The 19,777-nt window shown below is 38.7% G+C and carries 15 protein-coding genes; 7 read left to right on the top strand and 8 right to left on the bottom strand.

The window, feature by feature from the left end; all coding sequences use genetic code 11:
* Window positions 1-4: 4 nt before the first annotated feature.
* The 3 genes from HMPREF9009_RS00525 to HMPREF9009_RS00515 all read right to left on the bottom strand — a co-directional run bounded on the left by HMPREF9009_RS00525 (window position 5) and on the right by HMPREF9009_RS00515 (window position 3,775).
* Window positions 5-640, bottom strand: a complete 636-nt coding sequence (locus HMPREF9009_RS00525; RefSeq protein WP_004314298.1) for a DUF4136 domain-containing protein — start codon at window positions 638-640, stop codon at window positions 5-7.
* 227 nt (window positions 641-867) lie between these two features.
* Complete coding sequence (locus HMPREF9009_RS00520) at window positions 868-1,218, bottom strand: winged helix DNA-binding protein (protein ID WP_004314299.1); 351 nt, start codon at window positions 1,216-1,218, stop codon at window positions 868-870.
* A 31-nt stretch (window positions 1,219-1,249) separates the two neighbouring features.
* On the bottom strand, window positions 1,250-3,775 hold the full coding sequence (locus HMPREF9009_RS00515; RefSeq protein ID WP_049702185.1) for an FAD-dependent oxidoreductase: 2,526 nt from the start codon (window positions 3,773-3,775) through the stop codon (window positions 1,250-1,252).
* A 130-nt stretch (window positions 3,776-3,905) separates the two neighbouring features.
* Here HMPREF9009_RS00515 and HMPREF9009_RS00510 point away from each other — a divergent pair, with 130 nt between their 5' ends.
* Complete coding sequence (locus HMPREF9009_RS00510) at window positions 3,906-5,246, top strand: sigma-54-dependent transcriptional regulator (RefSeq protein ID WP_009040193.1); 1,341 nt, start codon at window positions 3,906-3,908, stop codon at window positions 5,244-5,246.
* Between the two features lie 60 nt (window positions 5,247-5,306).
* Here the strand turns inward: HMPREF9009_RS00510 and HMPREF9009_RS00505 are convergent, their stop codons facing one another.
* Entirely contained in the window at window positions 5,307-6,473 is a 1,167-nt protein-coding gene (locus tag HMPREF9009_RS00505; RefSeq protein WP_049701167.1) for an amino acid kinase family protein, read from the bottom strand.
* 439 nt (window positions 6,474-6,912) lie between these two features.
* On the opposite strand from HMPREF9009_RS00505, the gene HMPREF9009_RS00500 reads away from it, so the two are divergent.
* A complete protein-coding gene (locus HMPREF9009_RS00500) occupies window positions 6,913-8,205 on the top strand; it encodes an MATE family efflux transporter (protein ID WP_049701166.1) in 1,293 nt (430 codons plus the stop codon).
* Between the two features lie 42 nt (window positions 8,206-8,247).
* Complete coding sequence (locus HMPREF9009_RS00495; RefSeq protein ID WP_049701165.1) at window positions 8,248-8,955, top strand: TIGR02757 family protein; 708 nt, start codon at window positions 8,248-8,250, stop codon at window positions 8,953-8,955.
* Between the two features lie 105 nt (window positions 8,956-9,060).
* Here HMPREF9009_RS00495 and HMPREF9009_RS00490 read toward each other — a convergent pair whose 3' ends face one another.
* Complete coding sequence (locus HMPREF9009_RS00490; protein WP_151922102.1) at window positions 9,061-9,747, bottom strand: N-acetyltransferase; 687 nt, start codon at window positions 9,745-9,747, stop codon at window positions 9,061-9,063.
* Window positions 9,748-10,119: 372 nt separating this feature from the next.
* Here HMPREF9009_RS00490 and HMPREF9009_RS00485 point away from each other — a divergent pair, with 372 nt between their 5' ends.
* Both HMPREF9009_RS00485 and HMPREF9009_RS00480 read left to right on the top strand, forming a co-directional pair.
* Complete coding sequence (locus HMPREF9009_RS00485; protein ID WP_049701163.1) at window positions 10,120-12,006, top strand: McrB family protein; 1,887 nt, start codon at window positions 10,120-10,122, stop codon at window positions 12,004-12,006.
* 3 nt (window positions 12,007-12,009) lie between these two features.
* Entirely contained in the window at window positions 12,010-14,289 is a 2,280-nt protein-coding gene (locus tag HMPREF9009_RS00480; protein ID WP_049701162.1) for a DUF2357 domain-containing protein, read from the top strand.
* A gap of 452 nt (window positions 14,290-14,741) precedes the next feature.
* On the opposite strand, the gene HMPREF9009_RS00475 is transcribed toward HMPREF9009_RS00480, so the two are convergent.
* From HMPREF9009_RS00475 to HMPREF9009_RS00465, 3 genes are all read right to left on the bottom strand, one after another.
* On the bottom strand, window positions 14,742-15,221 hold the full coding sequence (locus HMPREF9009_RS00475) for a hypothetical protein (RefSeq protein WP_049701161.1): 480 nt from the start codon (window positions 15,219-15,221) through the stop codon (window positions 14,742-14,744).
* Between the two features lie 443 nt (window positions 15,222-15,664).
* The gene (locus HMPREF9009_RS00470) at window positions 15,665-16,012 is read right to left on the bottom strand and encodes a DUF4907 domain-containing protein (protein ID WP_049702184.1); all 348 of its coding nucleotides are present in this window, start codon (window positions 16,010-16,012) and stop codon (window positions 15,665-15,667) included.
* Window positions 15,999-17,015: a Kelch repeat-containing protein gene (locus HMPREF9009_RS00465; protein WP_049702183.1), complete on the bottom strand. Its 1,017-nt coding sequence runs from the start codon at window positions 17,013-17,015 to the stop codon at window positions 15,999-16,001. Before HMPREF9009_RS00465 ends, HMPREF9009_RS00470 begins: the two co-directional genes overlap by 14 nt.
* Window positions 17,016-17,260: 245 nt before the next feature.
* On the opposite strand from HMPREF9009_RS00465, the gene HMPREF9009_RS00460 reads away from it, so the two are divergent.
* Together HMPREF9009_RS00460 and HMPREF9009_RS00455 are read left to right on the top strand one after the other, a co-directional pair.
* Window positions 17,261-18,580, top strand: a complete 1,320-nt coding sequence (locus tag HMPREF9009_RS00460) for a DUF4270 family protein (RefSeq protein WP_049701160.1) — start codon at window positions 17,261-17,263, stop codon at window positions 18,578-18,580.
* The gene (locus HMPREF9009_RS00455; RefSeq protein ID WP_049701159.1) at window positions 18,567-19,772 is read left to right on the top strand and encodes a membrane protein; all 1,206 of its coding nucleotides are present in this window, start codon (window positions 18,567-18,569) and stop codon (window positions 19,770-19,772) included. The genes HMPREF9009_RS00460 and HMPREF9009_RS00455 overlap by 14 nt, the downstream gene beginning before the upstream one ends.
* Window positions 19,773-19,777 lie beyond the last annotated feature (5 nt).

The raw sequence follows: 19,777 nt of genomic DNA, 5'->3' as shown, positions 1-19,777 counted from the left end.
TTGTTTATTTGTTAGTAAGATAAGGTGACTGTGTAAATGACTGGTTGACAGCTTCTACTGCAAGAGTACGGTTGATAGCTTTGGAACCAGTTTCAAATCCGGTCAGATAACTTGTCCATACAACAGGCAGTTTTTTACTGTCTCCCTGTTCGGCTTTCAAGTTCACCATTTCTGTCAGGAAGGAGTTGGTGCTATAACTATAAGTTACTGCATACGGGTAGTACCATCCACCACCCCAGTTGCCACCCCAGTAGCCAGGACCCCAATATCCGGGATAACCCCACCACCATTCAGGTTGTGTGTAGCTGGTGAAATAATAAGTACTTGCGATGTAGCTCACTTGGATACCAAGATCTGCGCTTTCCTGGTCAGCTGCTGCTTCGTAACCTCTAGCTTCCATATTGTCTGTATAAGCTGCCAGAATTTGTTCTGCGCCTTCACCTTCGAGATATTCCGGTTCTTTACTATCACTGATGACCAGAATCTGTGGTGCCAGATAGAATGTAGGAACTTTGAAATCGGCTTTCTTGTCGTAGTTAGTGTATACCAGATAATTGTCATCCAGTTTACCCATGTCCGGGTCTTTTTCACATGAAGCGAGTGCAAAGACCGCCAATAAAATAGGAATTAATTTCTTCATATCTTTTATAATGTTTAGGTTATATAAAAATCACGCCCAGGTACCTTGGGCTTTTGATACAAACAACAAGAAAGGTGGAAAAAGGTTCGCGTGGAAATTTCTTTTGCCGGAAAATTAACATATTTCTTTGGCCCGGCGGAAAGAAAAACGGTGAGCGCTCTGCCCTATTATCAGGGAGTTTGCTCACCGTTTATTATTTACAGATATTTATTTGAAAAATCCGTTTATTAAAACAGAGGTTTTAGTAGATCCGGTATTTCTACCTTATCAAGTTCCAGTTCAGTTACCCGTTGTTTACCCAATTGAGTCAGATGGAAATACATCTGTCTCCGGTCTTCACTTCCGAGTGATCGGACGATTAGTCCTTTTTCTTCCAGTATCCGCAGCATTTTGGATGTGTGTGAGGGGCTTAGTTCGGTTTGTTTAGACAGGTTGGTAGCCGTCACTTTGTCCGAAGCCTCTTTAAGGGCACACAATATCATTGCTTCATTAAGCGTTATCTGGTACATTTTTTCAAATGCTGTTTCAAAGTTTCCCATTGCTTTGAATACATCACGCATTGCACATATTGTTTTCATACCTTATTTAAATATTTCATTTGTTCATTTTTTAAATAAATAGATTAACGTTTGCGTTATCCGCCCGTTCCATATACGTTGCTACGCCGCCAATGGTCACCTCGTCCAGGAGTTCTTCTTGTTTGACTCCCATCACGTCCATTGACATCTGGCAAGCAATAAATTCCACACCGTTTTCCAGCGCTTGCTGGCGCAGGGATTCCAGTGAATCAATCCCTTTTTTGTTCATGATATACCGCATCATTTTTCCGCCTATTCCGCCCATACTCATCTTAGAAAGTTTCAGCTTTTTGGAGCTGGAAGGCAGCATCATGCCAAACATTTTTCCGAAAATATCCTTTTCGGTTTCCGGTTTGTGCAACTTCTTGATGACGTTCAGTCCCCAGAACGTAAAGAAGATGGTGACTTTTTGTCCCGTAGCTGCTGCGCCGTTTGCTAGTACAAAAGTAGCCAAAGCTTTATCCAAATCATCACTAAACATGATAAAGGTTTTTCCTTTGCCCTCACATGAAGTAACAATATTGCACGATTTTGGTTCTCCTTTTTCTATGACAACAACAGATTTTCCTCCGGAGCTGTCTTTCGAAATCAGTTGATTGCCCGTTGAACTGCACCATGCGGCGGCGTCACGCGGAAATCCCGGATCGGTTGAGGTGATTTCCACCCGTTCACCTGACGCCAGTGTATCCATTGTTTTCTTCATTTTCAAAATCGGGCCGGGACATTGTAACCCGCAGGCGTCTACCCGAACTGTTTTAGCGGGGGTTGCAAGGGCATCGGCGGTGACGGCAGCAGTGGCAGTAACCGTGGTATCCGAAACCTTAGCAACCGCAGGTTGCCCAACTTGGGGACTACCTCCTTGTTGTTCGGGTGATTCGTCTATTTCATTTCCATTTTCTTCGCGTATGATAATCGGAGCAGTGGCGGCTCGATAAGTCTTCAGTCCTCCCGAGAGATTACGCACCTTGTCAAATCCATGTTGAGTCAATATCCGGTAGGCAAGATACCCCCGTAGTCCGACAGCGCAGAAGGTATAAATCATTTTATCTTTCGGCAGTTCGGCCAGCCGGTCACGAAGCTCATCCAGCGGAATATTTACGGCGCCCGGTAAGCTGCCTAAAGAATATTCGTCCGGGGTGCGGACATCCAGCAGGAACTTATTTTTCATTTCAATGTCCCGCAACTCTCTCCAATATACTGGATTGGTTTTGCCGGTAATGATGTCTTCCGCTACATATCCTGCCAGTGCTACCGGATCTTTGGCCGAAGAGAACGGAGGAGCATACGCTTGTTCCACTTTCATCAGGTCGTAGATCGTTCCCTCGTGTTTGATGACAAGCGCGAGTTCGTCAATCCGTTTGTCCACTCCGTCGTAACCGACGATTTGCCCGCCGTACAATTTTCCCGTCTTTTTGTCGAAAGTGATTTTGATACTCATCGGCATGGCATCCGGATAGTAGCCGGCATGAGAGGCGGGATGGATGGTAGATGACATATAATCTATCTCTTCCTGGCGCAGGCGCTTGCCGGGTAAACCGGTTGAAGCAACGGTCATATCGAAAACTTTTGCGATTGAAGTGCCGATAGAACCTTCGTAAGGTATTTTTGCCCCGAGAACGTTGTCTGCAACGATGCGTCCCTGACGGTTGGCAGGTCCGGCAAGATAGTTGAGCCAGGGTTTTCCGGTGATCGGATGGCGGAACTCGATTGCGTCACCGATGGCATAAATCGATTCATCAGACGTTTGCAGGTAATCATTCACGGCAATACCTCCTGCGGGGCCGATAGTCAGTTCGGCAGCTCGTGCCAGACTGGTTTCCGGGCGTACTCCGATCGATAGGATAACGATATCGGCAGAAATGGACTGACCATTTTTGAACGTTACTTTCAACCCTTTTCCCTCCCGGCTAAAAGAGGCGACAGCTTGTTCCAGATAAAGATTGACTCCTTTATCCATCAAGTGCTGGTGGACGAGCGATGCCATCGAGAAGTCAATAGGAGCCATCACTTGATTGCCCATTTCCACAATCGACACTTTCGCTCCCTGTGTATGTAAGTTTTCCGCCATTTCCAGACCGATAAATCCGGCTCCTACGATAACGGCTTTTCGCGGAGCGTGGCTCTTGATATATTCTTTGATCCGATCCGTGTCGGTGACATTCCTTAACGTGAAGATTCCGCTAAGGTCGATTCCCGGAAGAGGAGGACGCACCGGGGAAGCTCCGGTGGAGATGACTAATTTATCATAGCTCTCCTCATAAGTGTCTTCACTGCTTTGCCGGATGGTCACTGTCTTTCTTTTCCGGTCAATGAAAATCGCTTCGTTTTCTGTACGTACATCCACACGGAAGCGCGTAGAAAAGGCTTCGGGCGTTTGCACGAACAATTTATCCCGTTCCTCTATCACTCCTCCTATATAATAAGGAAGGCCGCAATTGGCGTATGATATATACTTTCCTTTTTCCAAAAGGATAATTTCTGCTGTTTCATCTACTCGTCTGATTCGGGCAGCAGTGGTGGCTCCTCCTGCAACTCCCCCAATAATAATTATTTTCATCTGTTTATAGTGTAAATAGTTTCCTGTGGAAATAACAAACAGGGTCGAAGAAATGTTCATGGATTCAGATAAAAAAACTATATTTGCGCACCCTGTTTTTCATTCTTCTATATTAATGTAGACAATTTGTATGAATAAAATTCTTATTATTGACGATGAAGTCCAGATTCGCAGCCTTTTAGCTCGTATGCTGGAACTTGAGGGCTATGAAGTGTGTCAGGCAGGTGATTGCAAAACTGCCATCAAACAACTGGAAATTCAATCGCCCGACGTAGCTTTATGCGATGTTTTTCTTCCTGATGGAAACGGAGTGGATCTGGTTTTGAATATCAAAAAAATTGCTCCCAATGTAGAAGTGATCCTTCTTACTGCCCACGGCAATATTCCCGACGGGGTGCAGGCTATCAAAAACGGTGCGTTTGATTATATAACAAAAGGAGATGATAATAACAAGATTATCCCTCTCATTAGTCGTGCCGTAGAGAAAGCAAAAATGAATGTCCGTCTCGAAAAACTGGAAAAGAAGGTCGGGCAGATGTACTCGTTCGATTCTATCCTGGGGGAGTCAAAAGTGCTGAAAGAGTCGGTGTCTTTGGCGCAGAAGGTATCTGTGACAGATGTTCCCGTATTGCTGACCGGAGAAACCGGAACAGGAAAGGAGGTCTTTGCGCAGGCTATACATTATAACAGCAAGCGGAGCAAACAGAATTTTGTGGCGGTCAACTGTTCGTCTTTCAGCAAAGAACTGCTCGAAAGCGAGATGTTCGGACATAAGGCAGGTTCGTTTACCGGTGCGTTGAAAGATAAGAAAGGGCTTTTTGAAGAGGCCAATAACGGAACGATCTTTCTGGATGAAATCGGAGAGATGGCTTTCGAATTGCAGGCAAAGTTACTGCGTATCCTTGAAACAGGAGAATATATAAAGATCGGTGATACCAAGCCGACAAGAGTCAATGTGCGTATCATCGCTGCTACCAACCGGAATTTGCAGGAGGAGATCAAAGCCGGGCATTTCCGTGAGGACTTGTTTTATCGTCTTTCGGTTTTTCAGGTGCATCTTCCTTCGCTTCGCGAACGTACCGGTGATATCAGGATTCTTGCGACTGCTTTCGCCAAAAGTTTCTCTGAAAAACTTTCGTATGCCGTCAATGAGATGACTCCTGCTTTTTTGGAAGCGCTGGAACAACAGCCGTGGAAAGGGAATATCCGTGAGTTGAGAAATGTGATTGAGCGTAGCCTGATTGTTTGCGAAGGTGGACGGCTGGATATCTGCGACCTTCCTTTGGAAATCCAGAACACTCATTATGAATGTTCGGACGATAGTACAGGTAGTTTTGAACTGGCTGCAATGGAGCGCAGGCATATTGCGCGTGTGTTGGAATATACGAAAGGGAATAAAACGGAAGCTGCCCGCTTGTTGAAAATCGGACTTACTACGTTGTATCGGAAGATAGAGGAATATAAAATCTGAATATACATTTTAATCAGGCCACGCACTGGCTTTCGAGAAATTGTTTGGATAGCGAACTGATTAGTTGGTTTTTATCTGTGCTGTGCACAGATAGTGTGAGCCGATGATATGTATTACAGACATATTTTCGTCCATTACCATTTCGGCATATTTGTGTAGTTCCCTTTCAATGATTCGCAGGGTGTCCCGGCTGGCTGTCAGCATCATCGAGATAGATACATTGGATGAGGCCATTGAGATGACATTGATTTGATATTTGTTGATAACTTCCAATATCTTACCCATAAACAAATATCCGGGCAATACATTCAATGAGGTAAAACGTACAAAGGTAGCCGAATCCTGTGAGAGGATGGCTTTGACACTGTTGCCTGTGTCATGGGAAGATATATAGAGGCGTTCTGTTAACAGATCGTGTGTATCGGTTAGGCGGATAACTATATTAGAGCGTGCCGCAAGGGTGATACAATCTGCGTAGAGCAGGTGTACTCCGCTGTTAATCAGTTGTTCGGCTTCTATGTAAGTTAGTGAATGTTGTTCTCGCAGGCAATTCCGGTTTGCGTAGATATGGTTGATAGGGGTGGATAACAGCATTTCGTCCGCTTTGAATAGGGTGGCAAGCACTGTTGCATAGTAATCATTGCGTTGTTCGCTCATGAAGTCTATTTCACCATACACATTCCTGCAAATGGAAAGTGGGGCGATAAAAATATCCACATTCCGGTTCTCGTCAATGTATTGTTGGATAGATTCCTGAATATATGGGATATCCGGCTTTCTTTCCAGGTTGATCTGTATAAGTTTGCCGGTATCTAATGTTTGGGCACGAAGCCCCTGTTGACGTAAACAATAAGTGAATAAATCGCTGGATAATCCGTATACCTCGGCTTTTATCATTTTATCAATCAGCAAATCTGCTTTGTCTTCTACAAGTATATGTATTTTTTTTATGCACTCCAGAATCCGGTTCTTAATTTCCTGATTTAAGTGCAAATCTGTAATGAGATGATTGGCAAGGGTATAGCAATATGCTTCGATGGCATTGACTGTGGCATGAGAAGCTTCATCTTCTTCGTGAAACCAACTGATGGAAATAGCCTGTAACCACTCCTGTAATTGTGCCAATATAGGGACTACAGCTACATAAGGATGTTCTTTCTGAATACAATTGATTACTTGCTTCATTTCATCCTCATCTTTAATTTTCTCGAATTTACAAACTTTCATTGTTGTCTGATTATTTATTGGTTACTACTCTTTTCAAAATGATATGCCTTTTTTCAAAAGAGAAAGATATTTAAGAATCATTCCTTAGCTTTAGAATATGGTATATCTATATAAATCAATCTGTTAATGTTGCAATCAATGTTTTTAATACATTTCTTTACTATAAGTAATCTGCTAATACCATACCACATTGGGATATGAAAATAAGATTTCTTATCTTTGTTGCGTAATTGATTGATAAACCAGTAATATTCGTCCATTTATGAAACTCTGTATCTAGCTAAGCTCAACGAATAGCATCATTTCTAACAGGGCTATTCAGCTATCCGACAGGCAACTACTCGCCTGCCAAAGAGTTTTATATCCATTTTTATAAATTTACGGAACTGTGTGCTGCTATGATGTGGTATGCCGTATCGTGTTATTTTTAAGTTGAGCAATGAATTATACATATAAGCAAATATGGCTCATCAACTTTCCTGTGATGATGAGCATTCTGATGGAACAATTAATCAATATTACCGACGCTATTTTCTTGGGGCATGTGGGAGAAGTCGAACTGGGAGCTTCTGCGCTTTCTGGAATCTATTATTTGGCTGTTTATATGCTGGGCTTCGGATTCAGCATCGGGCTGCAGGTAATGATTGCCCGGAGAAATGGGGAACAACATTATAAAGAGACGGGACGTACATTTTTTCAGGGATTATATTTCCTGTCGGGAATGGCAATCATTCTTTGCCTATTGCTCCATTTGGCTTCTCCCTTGATCCTGCACCGGTTGATAACTTCGGATGAGATTTACCGGGCAGTGATTCATTATCTGGATTGGCGTAGCTTCGGCTTGTTGTTCTCATTTCCTTTTTTAGCTTTCCGGTCTTTTCTGGTAGGGATAACAACGACCAAAGCATTGTCCGCAGCAGCTATCATGGCTATCTGTATCAATATTCCTTTTAACTATCTGCTGATATTCAAACTGAATCTGGGCATATCCGGAGCGGCTATGGCTTCTTCTTTAGCAGAGTTCGGAGCTTTTATCGTACTCCTATTATATATGTGGGTGAGGGTAGATAAAGTGAAATATGGGCTGAAGGTCGTTTATGATGGAAAATTGTTAATAAAGTTGTTGAGGCTATCTGTATGGAGTATGCTTCACTCTTTTATCAGCGTTGCTCCCTGGTTTCTGTTTTTTGTTGCTATCGAGCATCTGGGAAGGACAGAGCTTGCTATTTCCAATATTACTCGTAGTGTTTCTACCGTCTTTTTTGTGATTGTCAACTCTTTTGCATCCACTACTGGTTCATTAGTCAGCAATCTAATTGGGGCGGGGCAGGGGAAGGAACTTTTTCCCGTTTGCTATAAAGTTCTTAGGTTGGGTTATGCCGTGGGAGTTCCATTGATAGTTATGGCTCTTTGGGGTAACCAATGGGTTATCGGATTTTATACGAATAACGATAATCTGGTGAGACTAGCTTTCTATCCTTTTATAGTTATGCTGTTGAATTATGCTTTTGCACTGCCCGGATATGTTTATATCAATGCTGTTACCGGTACAGGAAAGACGAAGCTCGCCTTTATCTTCCAGTTAATCACCATTCTTGTATATTTGATTTATCTGTATCTGTTAAGTGAATGTTTTCATGCTTCTCTGACTGTGTATATGACGGCAGAATATTTGTTTGTTATTTTATTAGGGATACAATCCGTCATTTACTTAAAGAGGAAATCCAACTAGAATATGTATTTTTGTACTTTCAATACTTGATACTTTCTCGAAATGACTGAAGATATAAAGAATAAACTTTTAATGTGTGCGGAGATGTATCATCGCGCAGACTTTATACAAAGTGACCCGGTGCAGTTTCCCCATCGTTATACGCTGAAACAGGATATCGAAGTCAGCGGTTTGCTGACGGCGATTATGAGTTTTGGCAATCGCAAACAGATTTTGAAGAAAGCGGACGAATTGCACGGGCTAATGGGAGATTCGCCTTATCAGTATGTACTGTCCCGTCAGTGGGAGAGAGATTTCCCATCGGGAGCAACCGGTAGTTTTTATCGGATGCTGTCACATGCTGATTTCTATGGATATTTCCAGCGACTATACATTGCTTATACACAGTTTGAAAGTCTGGAAGAAGCCTTGAAGACATACCCCGGAATACCGATGGAAAAGCTATGTGCATTTCTTGAAGTCTCTGCCAAAAGCCCTCAAAAGAAACTGAATATGTTTTTGCGTTGGATGATTCGTCGGGACTCGGAAGTCGATTTGGGCATTTGGGAGAGTTTTGATCGCAGGGATTTGCTTGTTCCCTTGGATACACATGTATGCCGGGTAGCCCATTATTTCAAGTTGACGGATGCGGAAACATTTTCTCTGAAAAATGCCCGTCAGATAACGGCAGCATTGGCTGAGGTTTTCCCGGATGACCCTTGCCTGGGCGATTTCGCCTTGTTCGGCTTAGGGGTGAATGGGGAGATTTAATGCATGACCTGATAAAATGAAATTTTCGATTATAACCGGAAAAGTCTACGTTAAGCGAACTGTTTTCGATTATAATCGAAAAATTAGAGAGTTATTAAAATGTTGTTAGGATAATTCATTAATATTTATTTTGTCTAATTGGGGATTTTGAAAAGCAGGGTTCAGGTAAAAGTATTCACTACGTTTATAACGTTTAAATCCCATTTTCTTATAAAAATTGTATAACTGTTTTTTTGCGATATTACTATCCTGTTCCATTTGTTTAAAATTCATTTTAGTATTCCATTCACTATCCTGTTTAGAAGAGTTAGGATGAGTAACTTCTAATTGTAATGGAAAAGCTTTTAGGATTGCAATTCCATATGAACTATTTAATCTAAGCAGGATATCTTTCGTGATAAGTTTACCATATCCTTTTCCGCGATATTCAGGTAGAATTTCAATTCGATCTAAATATAGAATATTTGAGTTGAATGATTCGTCGATTTCTTCTTGCCATTCTTTTTTTAAACTATTAGTATCATAATCAAATAATAGACCTCCTAGTTCATTATGATCGAGTTGGGAAAATAAATCATCAACCCAATAATTATCTTCTATACATAGCTCCCATAAGAAAAGTTTAACGTTTACTTTTCCTATTAATGAAGCACTTTCTTTGTCGTTTTTATCTATTTGGATTTCATATACTTCGATGTTGTATTTATTGATATAACGCTCCTCTTCAATATATCCAGTGCTTGATGATAAACTATAGTTTAATCTTAAGAATGTAATAATGTCAGTGTTCATAAATAAAGTATTATTGATTTGCGAATATAGTGATTGTTTTTGAGAATGGAATTTTTTTCCCTGTTCTTTTAAGAAAATGTACATCAGATAGCGACCACATTGGCTTGATGTTTTTCCAAATGATTTTTGTCTAGGTAATTTGGCCTTATTTGATTATAACTGAGAAAGTCGATTTAATTTGTCTGTTTCGGGTGTAAAAATGATGATTAGGACTTTTAATATCCCCCTTTGGGTATAGTACGATGATAGTTGTTATTATAACACCCTGTAAAATAATAATTATGATATACCCGTTTGTTGTTTGATTTTTCTAAATAATTTGTACTTTTACGGTGATTTAGTTAGGAAGTTAAAAGTACAAATAACTTTATTATGAAAGAATTACCTAGAAACATAAAACGCGATGATATTCTTCAGGGTATCCGTAAAATAGAAGAAGAGGGTATTCCACCTCAAGCTCATTCGTCCACTTATGATCTGTTATACAATGGAAAAAGGTTTCCACCTAAATTGGTTTTAGCTTATGCTAATATTTTTGCAAATGGAGAAGAATTAGATCGTAATGAATTTGAAGGCGGAAAAGGTACTACTTGTTTTAAGATATTGAAAGATAATGGTTTTAAAATTGTTTTGAAGAACGAATCCAATTCTATATCGGAAACATTAGTAAAGTTTTTGGAACAAGCTAAAGGTAATAGTTTGAAAACTAAGGATTATATAAGGTATTTTGATGATTTGCAAGTGAAAGTAAGCTTCGGAATGGCTAGTTTAGCACGTGTACCATGGATTTCTTTTTTAGCACAGGGACAAAAAACTAGTAATGGAATATATCCTGTATATCTCTTTTACAAAAAGTATAATATTTTGGTATTGGCTTATGGCGTCAGCGAAGGGACTGTACCGGTTGTTACCTGGAATTTAGATACTAATGTAGAAACGATTAATTCCTATTTTAAAAAAAGAAATATAATACCGGATAGATATGGAGATTCTTATGTTTATGCGGTGTACGATACAACCAAACCTTTGAATTATACTTTAATTGAAGAAGACTTGAAAAGAATAATAGCCCAGTATAAGAGCATAATAACTTCAGATAAAGACTCGTTGATTGCTTTATCTGGTCAAAGTAAAAAGTACGACGAGAAAGATTTTGAGCCTGAATCATTTATGAACGATTTAAATTCTACAGGGCTTGTTTTCTCATCAGAGTTTGTTTCTCGTTTTATCTTGTCATTGTTGACAAAGCCTTTTGTTATTTTAAGTGGTCTAGCTGGTTCTGGTAAGACGCAATTAGCTATGATGTTTGCAAAATGGATTTGTGAGGATATAGATAAACAGGTTTGTATGATTCCTGTTGGAGCAGATTGGACAAATCGAGAATTCTTGATTGGATATCCTAATGCACTGGAAAAAGGAGCTTATGTAAAACCCGATAATGGAGCATTGGATCTTATAATAGAAGCAAACAAGAATCCAAGAAAGCCATACTTCTTAATTCTTGATGAAATGAATCTAAGTTATGTTGAACGTTACTTTTCTGATTTTTTGAGTGTAATGGAGTCAGAAGAAGGGATTCCTTTAATGAAGAATTGTATAGATAGAGAAATTACTCCTGTTATAAAATTGCCTCGTAACTTATTTATAATAGGAACGATTAATGTAGATGAAACGACTTATATGTTTAGCCCTAAGGTTTTAGACCGTGCTAATGTCTTAGAATTTCGTATTATGGAGAAGGACATGAAAGATTTCTTACAGAAGCTTCAGCCTATTCATAAAGATATTATCAATAATAAAGGCGTTGAGCAAGCAACTTCCTTCGTAAAATTGGCAGTTGATTCTTGGGGCTTGCAAATCTCTGAAGAGCGTAAAGCGTCTATTATTACTTCTTTAGAATGTTTCTTTTATGAGTTGAAAAAAATACATGCAGAATTTGGGTATCGCACAGCCTGTGAGATTTTTCGATTTATGGCTTTAGCAGAGAAAGTTAATACAAAGTTGGAAGGTGATGCTATTGTTGATGCCGCAATTATACAAAAATTGTTGCCAAAACTACATGGTTCTCGTAAGAAAGTGGAACCTGTACTAAAAGCATTATGGAATCTTTGCCTTGTTAAGGGTTCCGAGTTAACCCTGGAAAATACAATAGAGTTTGTTCACAATGACCAATTTAAATATCCGCTGTCTGCAGAAAAAATATGGCGTATGTATTGTGTAGCGTTGGATAATGGTTTTACTAGTTTTGCTGAAGCATGACGTATGGATGAGTTATCAATACATATTGCTTTAAATAATGGTGATTGTACAACCTTATATGTTTTTGCTAGGCGAAAGAATACTTTGTTTAAAAGTGAGGACGCCAAAGAATATGGAGAATCTCCTTTTCAATTACAAGAAGGTTGTATGTATGATTTTGAGCTTGATAAGAATAGCTACTATTTACAAGAAGATAGAGATATTTTAACTAATAGCAAAAGTCGCCAAGCAATTAGTCGTGGATGTATATCTACAGGAATTTATGTGGGTACATATAGTATTGATGTTTTACAAAAAGAGGATAATAAAAAGGTAGGTGAGGTTGCTTTTGAGATTCGTTCCGCCAAAGTCGGTTATCGTGATGACTACCGTAGAATGTTAGAGGATATCACAGAGTTTTGTACAGAGCTACTTATGCAGCAAAGTTCTCCTGTGATACAACGTTATGAGGTAGATATAACTAAAGATCCTAGATCAGATTATCAGCGTTTTGCTTTTGTTCGTTCGCTTGTTGATAGTGACTCTTTTGCAGATGCGATGTATCAGATTCAATTGTCTCCAGTTAAGAGATGGATTGATTCAGAAGAAGAAAGGCAACTTTGTAATGTAAAACGTTGGGGGCAACATACGCTAAGACAACTTGCTCGTGCAACTAATAGAGTTTCTTTGTCTAATCAACATCCTTTGAAAGATCGTTTCGATACATTGCCACGCTGTGTACCTGTTGCTTTTAGAAAAGAAACTGCCGATATTCCAGAAAATCGTTTTATAAAGTATGTGTTGCGTTCATTTTTAACATTTTGTTCTTCTATACAACATCATTCTAAGGCTGGACAACGATTAAAACAGGAAGCTTCTTTAGTTTGTGAGAAGTTGTTACAGTATCTGTCATATCCTTTGTTCCGTAATATTTCAGAAATAAATGTACTGCCTTTAAATAGTCCAATTTTACAAAGAAAAGAAGGGTATCGGGAAATCTTTCAGAAATGGTTAATGTTTGATATGGCTGCTCGGCTTACTTGGCAAGGTGGTGAAGATGTGTATGGAGCTGGAAAAAAGGATGTTGCCAGATTGTACGAGTATTGGCTTTTCTTCAAATTATTAGATGTTTTGAGCCAGAAGTTTCACATTCCCTCAAAAAGTAAAGAAGAGCTCATTGATTGTAGTAATGAGTTAAACCTAACCTTAAAGCAAGGTAAAATGATTATGTTGAGTGGCATATATGAGACAGATAGTCGTAAATTAAATATATGTTTTTCTTATAATCGAACTTTTAGTTATACAGATAACTATCAATTATCAGGAAGCTGGACTCGGAATTTTCGTCCCGACTATACATTGACAATATGGCCAGGAGACATAACTAGTGAAGAAGCTGAACGAGAAGAGTTGATTACGCATATACATTTTGATGCGAAATATAGAATAGAACAATTATTTCTTCGTGACAATACAAATAAGAATAATGATGAAGTATCCGATGACTTATCGGAGATGAAGCGAGAGGAAGAGCGAGGAACTTATAAGCGCGCTGATTTATTAAAAATGCATGCCTATAAAGATGCTATTCGAAGAACAGGAGGAGCTTATATCCTTTATCCAGGAACAGAAAATCAAGTTATTCATGGCTTTCATGAAATCATTCCTGGGCTAGGAGCCTTTGCTATTTCGCCTAAGGATTATGATAAGAGTATACAGGCTTTTCTAACTTTTCTTGATGATGTAGTTGATAATTTCTTAAATCGCACCTCTTTACGTGAGAAGCTAGCTTATCATACATATTCTGTATTGAGTAAAAATAATAATCGTAGTTTACGTGAGCCTCTGCCAGAACCTTATGGGGCCAATCGTGATCTATTACCTGATGAGACATACGTCTTAATTGGGTATTATAAAAATGAACAACAATTAGATTGGATTCTAAAAAGAAAATTATATAATACTCGTACTGGTAGTGCTAATGGTTCTCTACATTTGAGTAAAGAAGTTATATCTGCGCGTTATTTATTATTACATGGCGAACGAGAATTATTGACTGGAAGATTATATAAATTGGTTCCTAAAGGGCCTCGGATCTTTTCGAAAGAGAAGTTGAAAAAAATAGGGTATAAAGAACCTTCGGGAGATTACTATTTAATTTATAATATAGAAGGAATACCTGAACCTGAATTTGAAGGCATGAAATGGGATATAAGGCTTTTAGATGGATATAAGAAAGGGAATTTGTCTGCAAGTGCTTTTTCTGTTTCGTTGGCTGATTTGATGAAAGTTAAAGTCTCATAGGTGGTTAACGTTTGATTTGAGACAGTTGCTGTATTTCTTTTAGGGCGAATTTCGCCATTTGCTTGTGATGTTTCATCAGGTATTTTTATGACTGTTTCTTTCTCACAGGAAACTTTGATTTTTGTGAATGAACGTACTTTTTTAAGAAAAGGATAATCTTTCATTTCAGATTGTTGTTGTAAAATAACTTGTTTAAAGTATTCACAATTTTCTTTAGGCCAAAGTCTGAGAGTGGAAAATACCATATAAGTCCATCAGGTACTATCATTTGGTAACTTTTGGGTAAATGATATGTGATTCCAAATAATATCAGAAAATGCCAATGCAATGCTAAGAGAAAAAAGATTTATATAGTATTTCATAGCTTTATGTCTTGTTTTTGACAAATTAATGAAAAGTATTTTTGATAATTATAATGTTTGATTGAAAAAGTTCTTGTTTTCATATAATGATTATTTTCCTTTCATCATCTTCCTCCACCTCTGAAACCCTCTTATCAAACTTTCTTCTTCCACTAATTCTACCATATTATAATGTTCAACGAAAGTTTCCATCGACTTTTTGAACATGATGCCATGGCAGTATTTGTTGTCTAGTAGAAATTCGTAAAGTTCGGCCTTCATTTCTACTTCCATTGCCTTTTCGATGATAAGTGCACTGTCATGACCTATATAATTATATATATTTGGATTTTTACCGTTTCTTGGGTGGGGGAGAGTGAAAGTGATATTTCCGGTTTCGTGCCATGAAATATTGGGAGGATGGGGAGTGGAGAGTTGGTGGAGGAAGTGGTAGATGGGGTGGGTGTCGAGGAGATGGATGGCAGAAAGTGCGGAGGAAGAACGGTCTGGGGGGAGGTCAAGGTGATTTTTGTAGCGTGTGTACATGTAAGCCGCTAGATAGGGCTTGATTTGAAAAGTAACTGTAACCATTGTTTTTTAGATTTGATTTGTAAAATAATTGCTGTTAGATTGTAATTTTTTGATATTGATATTCTTTTTCTTGTATTGAAAAACTTTGCTGAAAGTATATGATTGAATGAACTGGGTAATTCGTTGTATAATAGTGCTTTATATGTGCCTAATTTCCTTTAAAACCAACGGGTCGTTTCTTTTAAAGAAACGACCCGTTGCATACTGAGAAACGCCCTCTTCCTTTTAAAGGGAGAAGTTGTTTGGAAGTTAGGTTAATAAAACTATGTTTGTTGCTTTTGATTTATTGTTATAGGATGTAATTTATTTGATTAGAAATGTATTGAAATTTCGTTTGTATATTGAATTTGGCTTATATACATTCTGAATGTATATAAGCCAAATAGTATAAATGGAATAGTTGTTTTGAAACTATACCTTAAGAATAGTACAATAGAAAAAAGTTAATAAGAAGGTAAGCATTGAAGAACTTCTTGCTTTGATACAGAAAAATTGCGGTGAGCATTAAATCGTTTTAAGACTAGAATACCTACTTTACGTGTGCTGACCTCGTCAGGGAAAGGGATTACTGTATCAAGAGCCGGGATAGTGGGTTGGTATATCAAAATCTTCTGATTCATGACAATTTGATATCCCCAACCATTTTCATATTGAAATATTTCCAGTTCAGCTTTCGGTTCTCCTTCATCCTCAATTACCATAATTGAGTGATGAAGAAGAATGATGGTTAGTAATGACAGTAAACTAATCCAAAGTACGCAAGTTCTGATTTTGATATTAATTATTTTCATAATTGTCATCGTCATATTCGTATGGATGAAGTTCCCATATGTCGTCAAAGCGGTAATTATTGCTTCTGCCTGTAACAATGAAACCTTTGTCGCCATTAGAGAAGGAGGCGGTTGCTGTGCGTGGAGCACCTTTGAATTTGGCAACTTCTTCCCATAAATCATTAGTAGGAGAGTATTTCCAAGTATTGCTGCGTAAGTCAGGCGCTCCACCACAGGTTAGGTATGCTTGCCCGTCAATGACAAAGGCAACTCCGTAAATTCGTGTGATACTGTTATATTTATTGTCGTATGTTGCATCTGAGGTATCTGTGATATCACGAAGTTGAATCCAACGCTTTTGAGAAGGATCATATTTCCAGAAATCTTTAACGTATTCACCATTATTGAATCCGGAACAAACATAAGCAATATCATTTATCACAAAGCAGGCAGCTCCCCGACGTTTACTTCCACCCAGGCTGACAATTTGTTCCCATGTATCAGTTTGCGGATCATAACAATAGAAATCTTTCAGATAGTTTCCGTTATAGCCGCTACCTAGATAACCTTTATCTGATAACCCAAATGCTATGGCATCATTTCGCGCGCTACCCGGATAATCCTTTTTTGAACTCCAGGCATTTGTGCCCGGATTATATTCCCAGAAATCATTGTAGTAGTTTTTTCCGTCATAACCTGTTCCGAAGTATCCTTTGCCGCCAACGGAAAATGCTGTGGATGAACTACGGGAAGTTCCCGGGAAAGAAGCTTTTTGTGTCCAAAAGTCGAGTTCCATATCATATTCCCATAGATCATTCAGGTGTTTTCTAGCGTCATAACCACCGGTGAGATACCCCTTGTTACCGATAGTGAAAGAGGTTGCTTCTCCACGTGCCAGGCCGTCAAAATCGGAAACACGATACCATTTACCCATTAAATCTTCATCCTCGTCATCGTTACTACAAGAAACTGTGATAACAGAGAACATTGTTAACAGAAGTGCTAATAAATTTTGATGTTTCATCATATTATACATTGTTATTATTTTATGGATACAAAAGAACAAGGCTTTCACGTGCTTGACAAATCGAATCGGTAAGCGTCCGGATTTATGCCGTAAATTGAGTATTTGAGAAGGTAAACGGCCTTGCTATATTTAATACATGGTTTGCCTTTGTTAATGGCATGTTGCCGGAAGATATGTATTGGTTGGCGGGATAAAATTGTATGAATGAATGCTTATTCCCTCTTTTGCCGCAAAAATAGAATATGCATAAATTGTTGATTGTTATTGGCTTTTGTTTAGTCACATTTTTAGGAGTGATATCGTGCTATGATGAGCGCAATACTTTTGGGGACAGGTTGGTTGATTCGGATTTGCGCAATATAAGTATGGATACAAGTACCATTGTCATGACTGCTGTGCTGATAGATTCTTTGGAAACTTCCGGCAAACAGGTTGTTCTTGCGGGAAGATATGTGCATCCGGTATGGGGGAAGGTCTCTGCTGCCAGCTACATACCTTACGTGCGGCCTCAATATTCGACAGAAGCGGATGTGACGGTGAAGTTTGACTCATTAATGTTGGTACTTTCCAGTAGTGGTGATTTTGTTGGTGATACGACTTTACAGCAACGATATTTTATTCATTTACTTACGGAGAAAATTCTTCTGAATGATAATGGTTATTTGTATAATAATTCTTCATTTGCTTATGAATCCGAACCGATAGCCAGTTATTCTTTTATACCTAGGCCTCATGTTACAGAGAAACTGGAAATACGTTTGCCTGATGAGTTAGGACAAGATTTGCTGACCCGTTTTCACAATCATGATGAGTCTGTTGCTATCAATCATTTTGAAGATTATTTTAAAGGGATTGTTATAATGCCTGATGAAAAGCAAAGTTATTCATTGCTGAGTTTTCAAGTTTCGGATTCATTGTCGGCTTTGGTATTGCATTATCATATTGAAGGGGGATATGAGAATCAACAGAAGCTGGTTTTCTCGCCGAATACAACTACGCAATTTAATCAGTTGACTCATGAACGCCACGGTACTCCTATGGAACCTTATCCGTTGAAAAAGGTAGAGATACCTTCTGAAAAATTAGGAAATCGTGGAATATTGTTCAGTGGTATCGGCTGGTACACTCGTCTTGAATTTCCTTATCTTAATAATATTATGGAACAGGGAGAGTATATACATATCGAAAAAGCCGGATTGAAAATATATCCTGAATATGGGACTTATTCGGGATATAATGCGTTGCCGGATAGTATCTTTCTATACATAGCAGATGAAAATAATGTAGTGACTGATGCTGTAAAAGACTATTTAGGAAAGCAGGTACAGGGTGGAAAGCTGGTGAAAGATGATTTGTTTCTCGGAAATACATATTACTATTTTGATGTTACCAAGTTTATGAAAGATGAGTTGGGAACTTCTGGTAAATATAAACATAATCTTCAGTTGGTATTTAATAGTGATGATTATACCAAGACACTGAAGAACCTGACTTTCGGTGACCCCAATGGGCAGCATCCTATTATTTTACAACTAAATTATAAAATATATGAAAGCTATTAACTGCATAATCTTTCTTTTGTTGGTTGCGCTAAAATCACAGGCACAGAACGTTATGACTTCATCTCCTTATTCTATGTTTGGTATTGGAGAATTGGAATCCGGACTTTACGGACAAAATGCAGCTATGGGTGGTGTTTCCTACGGGATGCGAAATAATACACTTATTAATATTGAGAACCCGGCAGGATTGACAGCGCTGGAGAGTAAACGGCTGTTGACGGAACTTTCCATATTTCTAAAAAATGAATCGTATACTTCCGGGGGAAGTTCGAATCAGGCTTTTACAGGAAGTTTTTCTGCTTTAATGTTGGGAGGCCGGGTGATTCCGCGGTGGTATACGGCAGTCAGTCTGACTCCTTATAGTTCGGTAGGTTATTATTTTCAGTCTTCCCAGCCGGTAGAAGGAAATCCTCATGAAAATTATGATGCTGCCTTTATAGGAAGTGGGGGAATTTCAAAAGTTACTTGGTCTAATGCTTATCTCCTGTCTCAACATTGGTCGTTGGGAATGAATATCAGTTATTTGTTTGGTAACATTGTGTTGTCTGAGCAACAAAGTGACTTGATTGTTGATAGGAAGATGCATGCACGAGCACTTTATGCTAATTTAGGTGTTCAGTATCACCGTGCATTGAACCATGATTTGTCTTACACATTAGGAGCGGTTTATGGTTATCGGCAAAAACTTGATATTACTAATGCTAAATATATAGTAAATGGCAACGCACATGAAAAGAAGAAACAAAGAAGTCAAAAACAAAGTTTGCCTCAATATTTTGGCATAGGTGGATGTCTACAATATAAGAAATGGACGTATGCTTTAGATTATGCTTTTCAGCAATATAGCTCTTTGACATCGACGGACAGTCGAATTGAATTCAGGGATGTAAATGAATGTCGCATCGGAGTATGTTATTTTCCCAATGGTTATTCTTCAGATAGCTTCTGGAAGCAAGTAGCCTATAAGACGGGAATTAATATTTCCAGTTCGTATATGACGATTAATGGAAACACGGGATTTTCTTTGCGATTTAATGCAGGACTGAGTTTGCCTGTATTTAGAGGAAGAATAGATACCAGCATTTTTTATGACCGTATGCAACTGAAAAAAGGTACGTTAAATCGGGATGTGATAGGTGCTACTGTTTCTTTTACATTAGGTGAGATATTCTATCACAGTAAACTCAAATAATAGAA

It is taken from the genome of Bacteroides sp. 3_1_13, assembly GCF_001185845.1.
Taxonomy (GTDB): domain Bacteria; phylum Bacteroidota; class Bacteroidia; order Bacteroidales; family Bacteroidaceae; genus Bacteroides; species Bacteroides xylanisolvens.
Note: the sequence above shows the minus strand (reverse complement) of the source record. Positions and strands in the feature narration are given on the sequence as shown.

Bases quoted from the DNA above. Each gene is read 5' to 3' on its own strand.
- HMPREF9009_RS00465 (WP_049702183.1), bottom strand. From the start codon at position 17,015: ATGAAACATCAAAATTTATTAGCACTTCTGTTAACAATGTTCTCTGTT.
- HMPREF9009_RS00500 (WP_049701166.1), top strand. From the start codon at position 6,913: ATGAATTATACATATAAGCAAATATGGCTCATCAACTTTCCTGTGATG.
- HMPREF9009_RS00505 (WP_049701167.1), bottom strand. From the start codon at position 6,473: ATGAAAGTTTGTAAATTCGAGAAAATTAAAGATGAGGATGAAATGAAG.
- HMPREF9009_RS00510 (WP_009040193.1), top strand. From the start codon at position 3,906: ATGAATAAAATTCTTATTATTGACGATGAAGTCCAGATTCGCAGCCTT.
- HMPREF9009_RS00455 (WP_049701159.1), top strand. From the start codon at position 18,567: ATGAAAGCTATTAACTGCATAATCTTTCTTTTGTTGGTTGCGCTAAAA.
- HMPREF9009_RS00460 (WP_049701160.1), top strand. From the start codon at position 17,261: ATGCATAAATTGTTGATTGTTATTGGCTTTTGTTTAGTCACATTTTTA.
- HMPREF9009_RS00470 (WP_049702184.1), bottom strand. From the start codon at position 16,012: ATGAAAATAATTAATATCAAAATCAGAACTTGCGTACTTTGGATTAGT.
- HMPREF9009_RS00480 (WP_049701162.1), top strand. From the start codon at position 12,010: ATGGATGAGTTATCAATACATATTGCTTTAAATAATGGTGATTGTACA.
- HMPREF9009_RS00520 (WP_004314299.1), bottom strand. From the start codon at position 1,218: ATGAAAACAATATGTGCAATGCGTGATGTATTCAAAGCAATGGGAAAC.
- HMPREF9009_RS00515 (WP_049702185.1), bottom strand. From the start codon at position 3,775: ATGAAAATAATTATTATTGGGGGAGTTGCAGGAGGAGCCACCACTGCT.
- HMPREF9009_RS00495 (WP_049701165.1), top strand. From the start codon at position 8,248: ATGACTGAAGATATAAAGAATAAACTTTTAATGTGTGCGGAGATGTAT.
- HMPREF9009_RS00525 (WP_004314298.1), bottom strand. From the start codon at position 640: ATGAAGAAATTAATTCCTATTTTATTGGCGGTCTTTGCACTCGCTTCA.
- HMPREF9009_RS00490 (WP_151922102.1), bottom strand. From the start codon at position 9,747: ATGAACACTGACATTATTACATTCTTAAGATTAAACTATAGTTTATCA.
- HMPREF9009_RS00475 (WP_049701161.1), bottom strand. From the start codon at position 15,221: ATGGTTACAGTTACTTTTCAAATCAAGCCCTATCTAGCGGCTTACATG.
- HMPREF9009_RS00485 (WP_049701163.1), top strand. From the start codon at position 10,120: ATGAAAGAATTACCTAGAAACATAAAACGCGATGATATTCTTCAGGGT.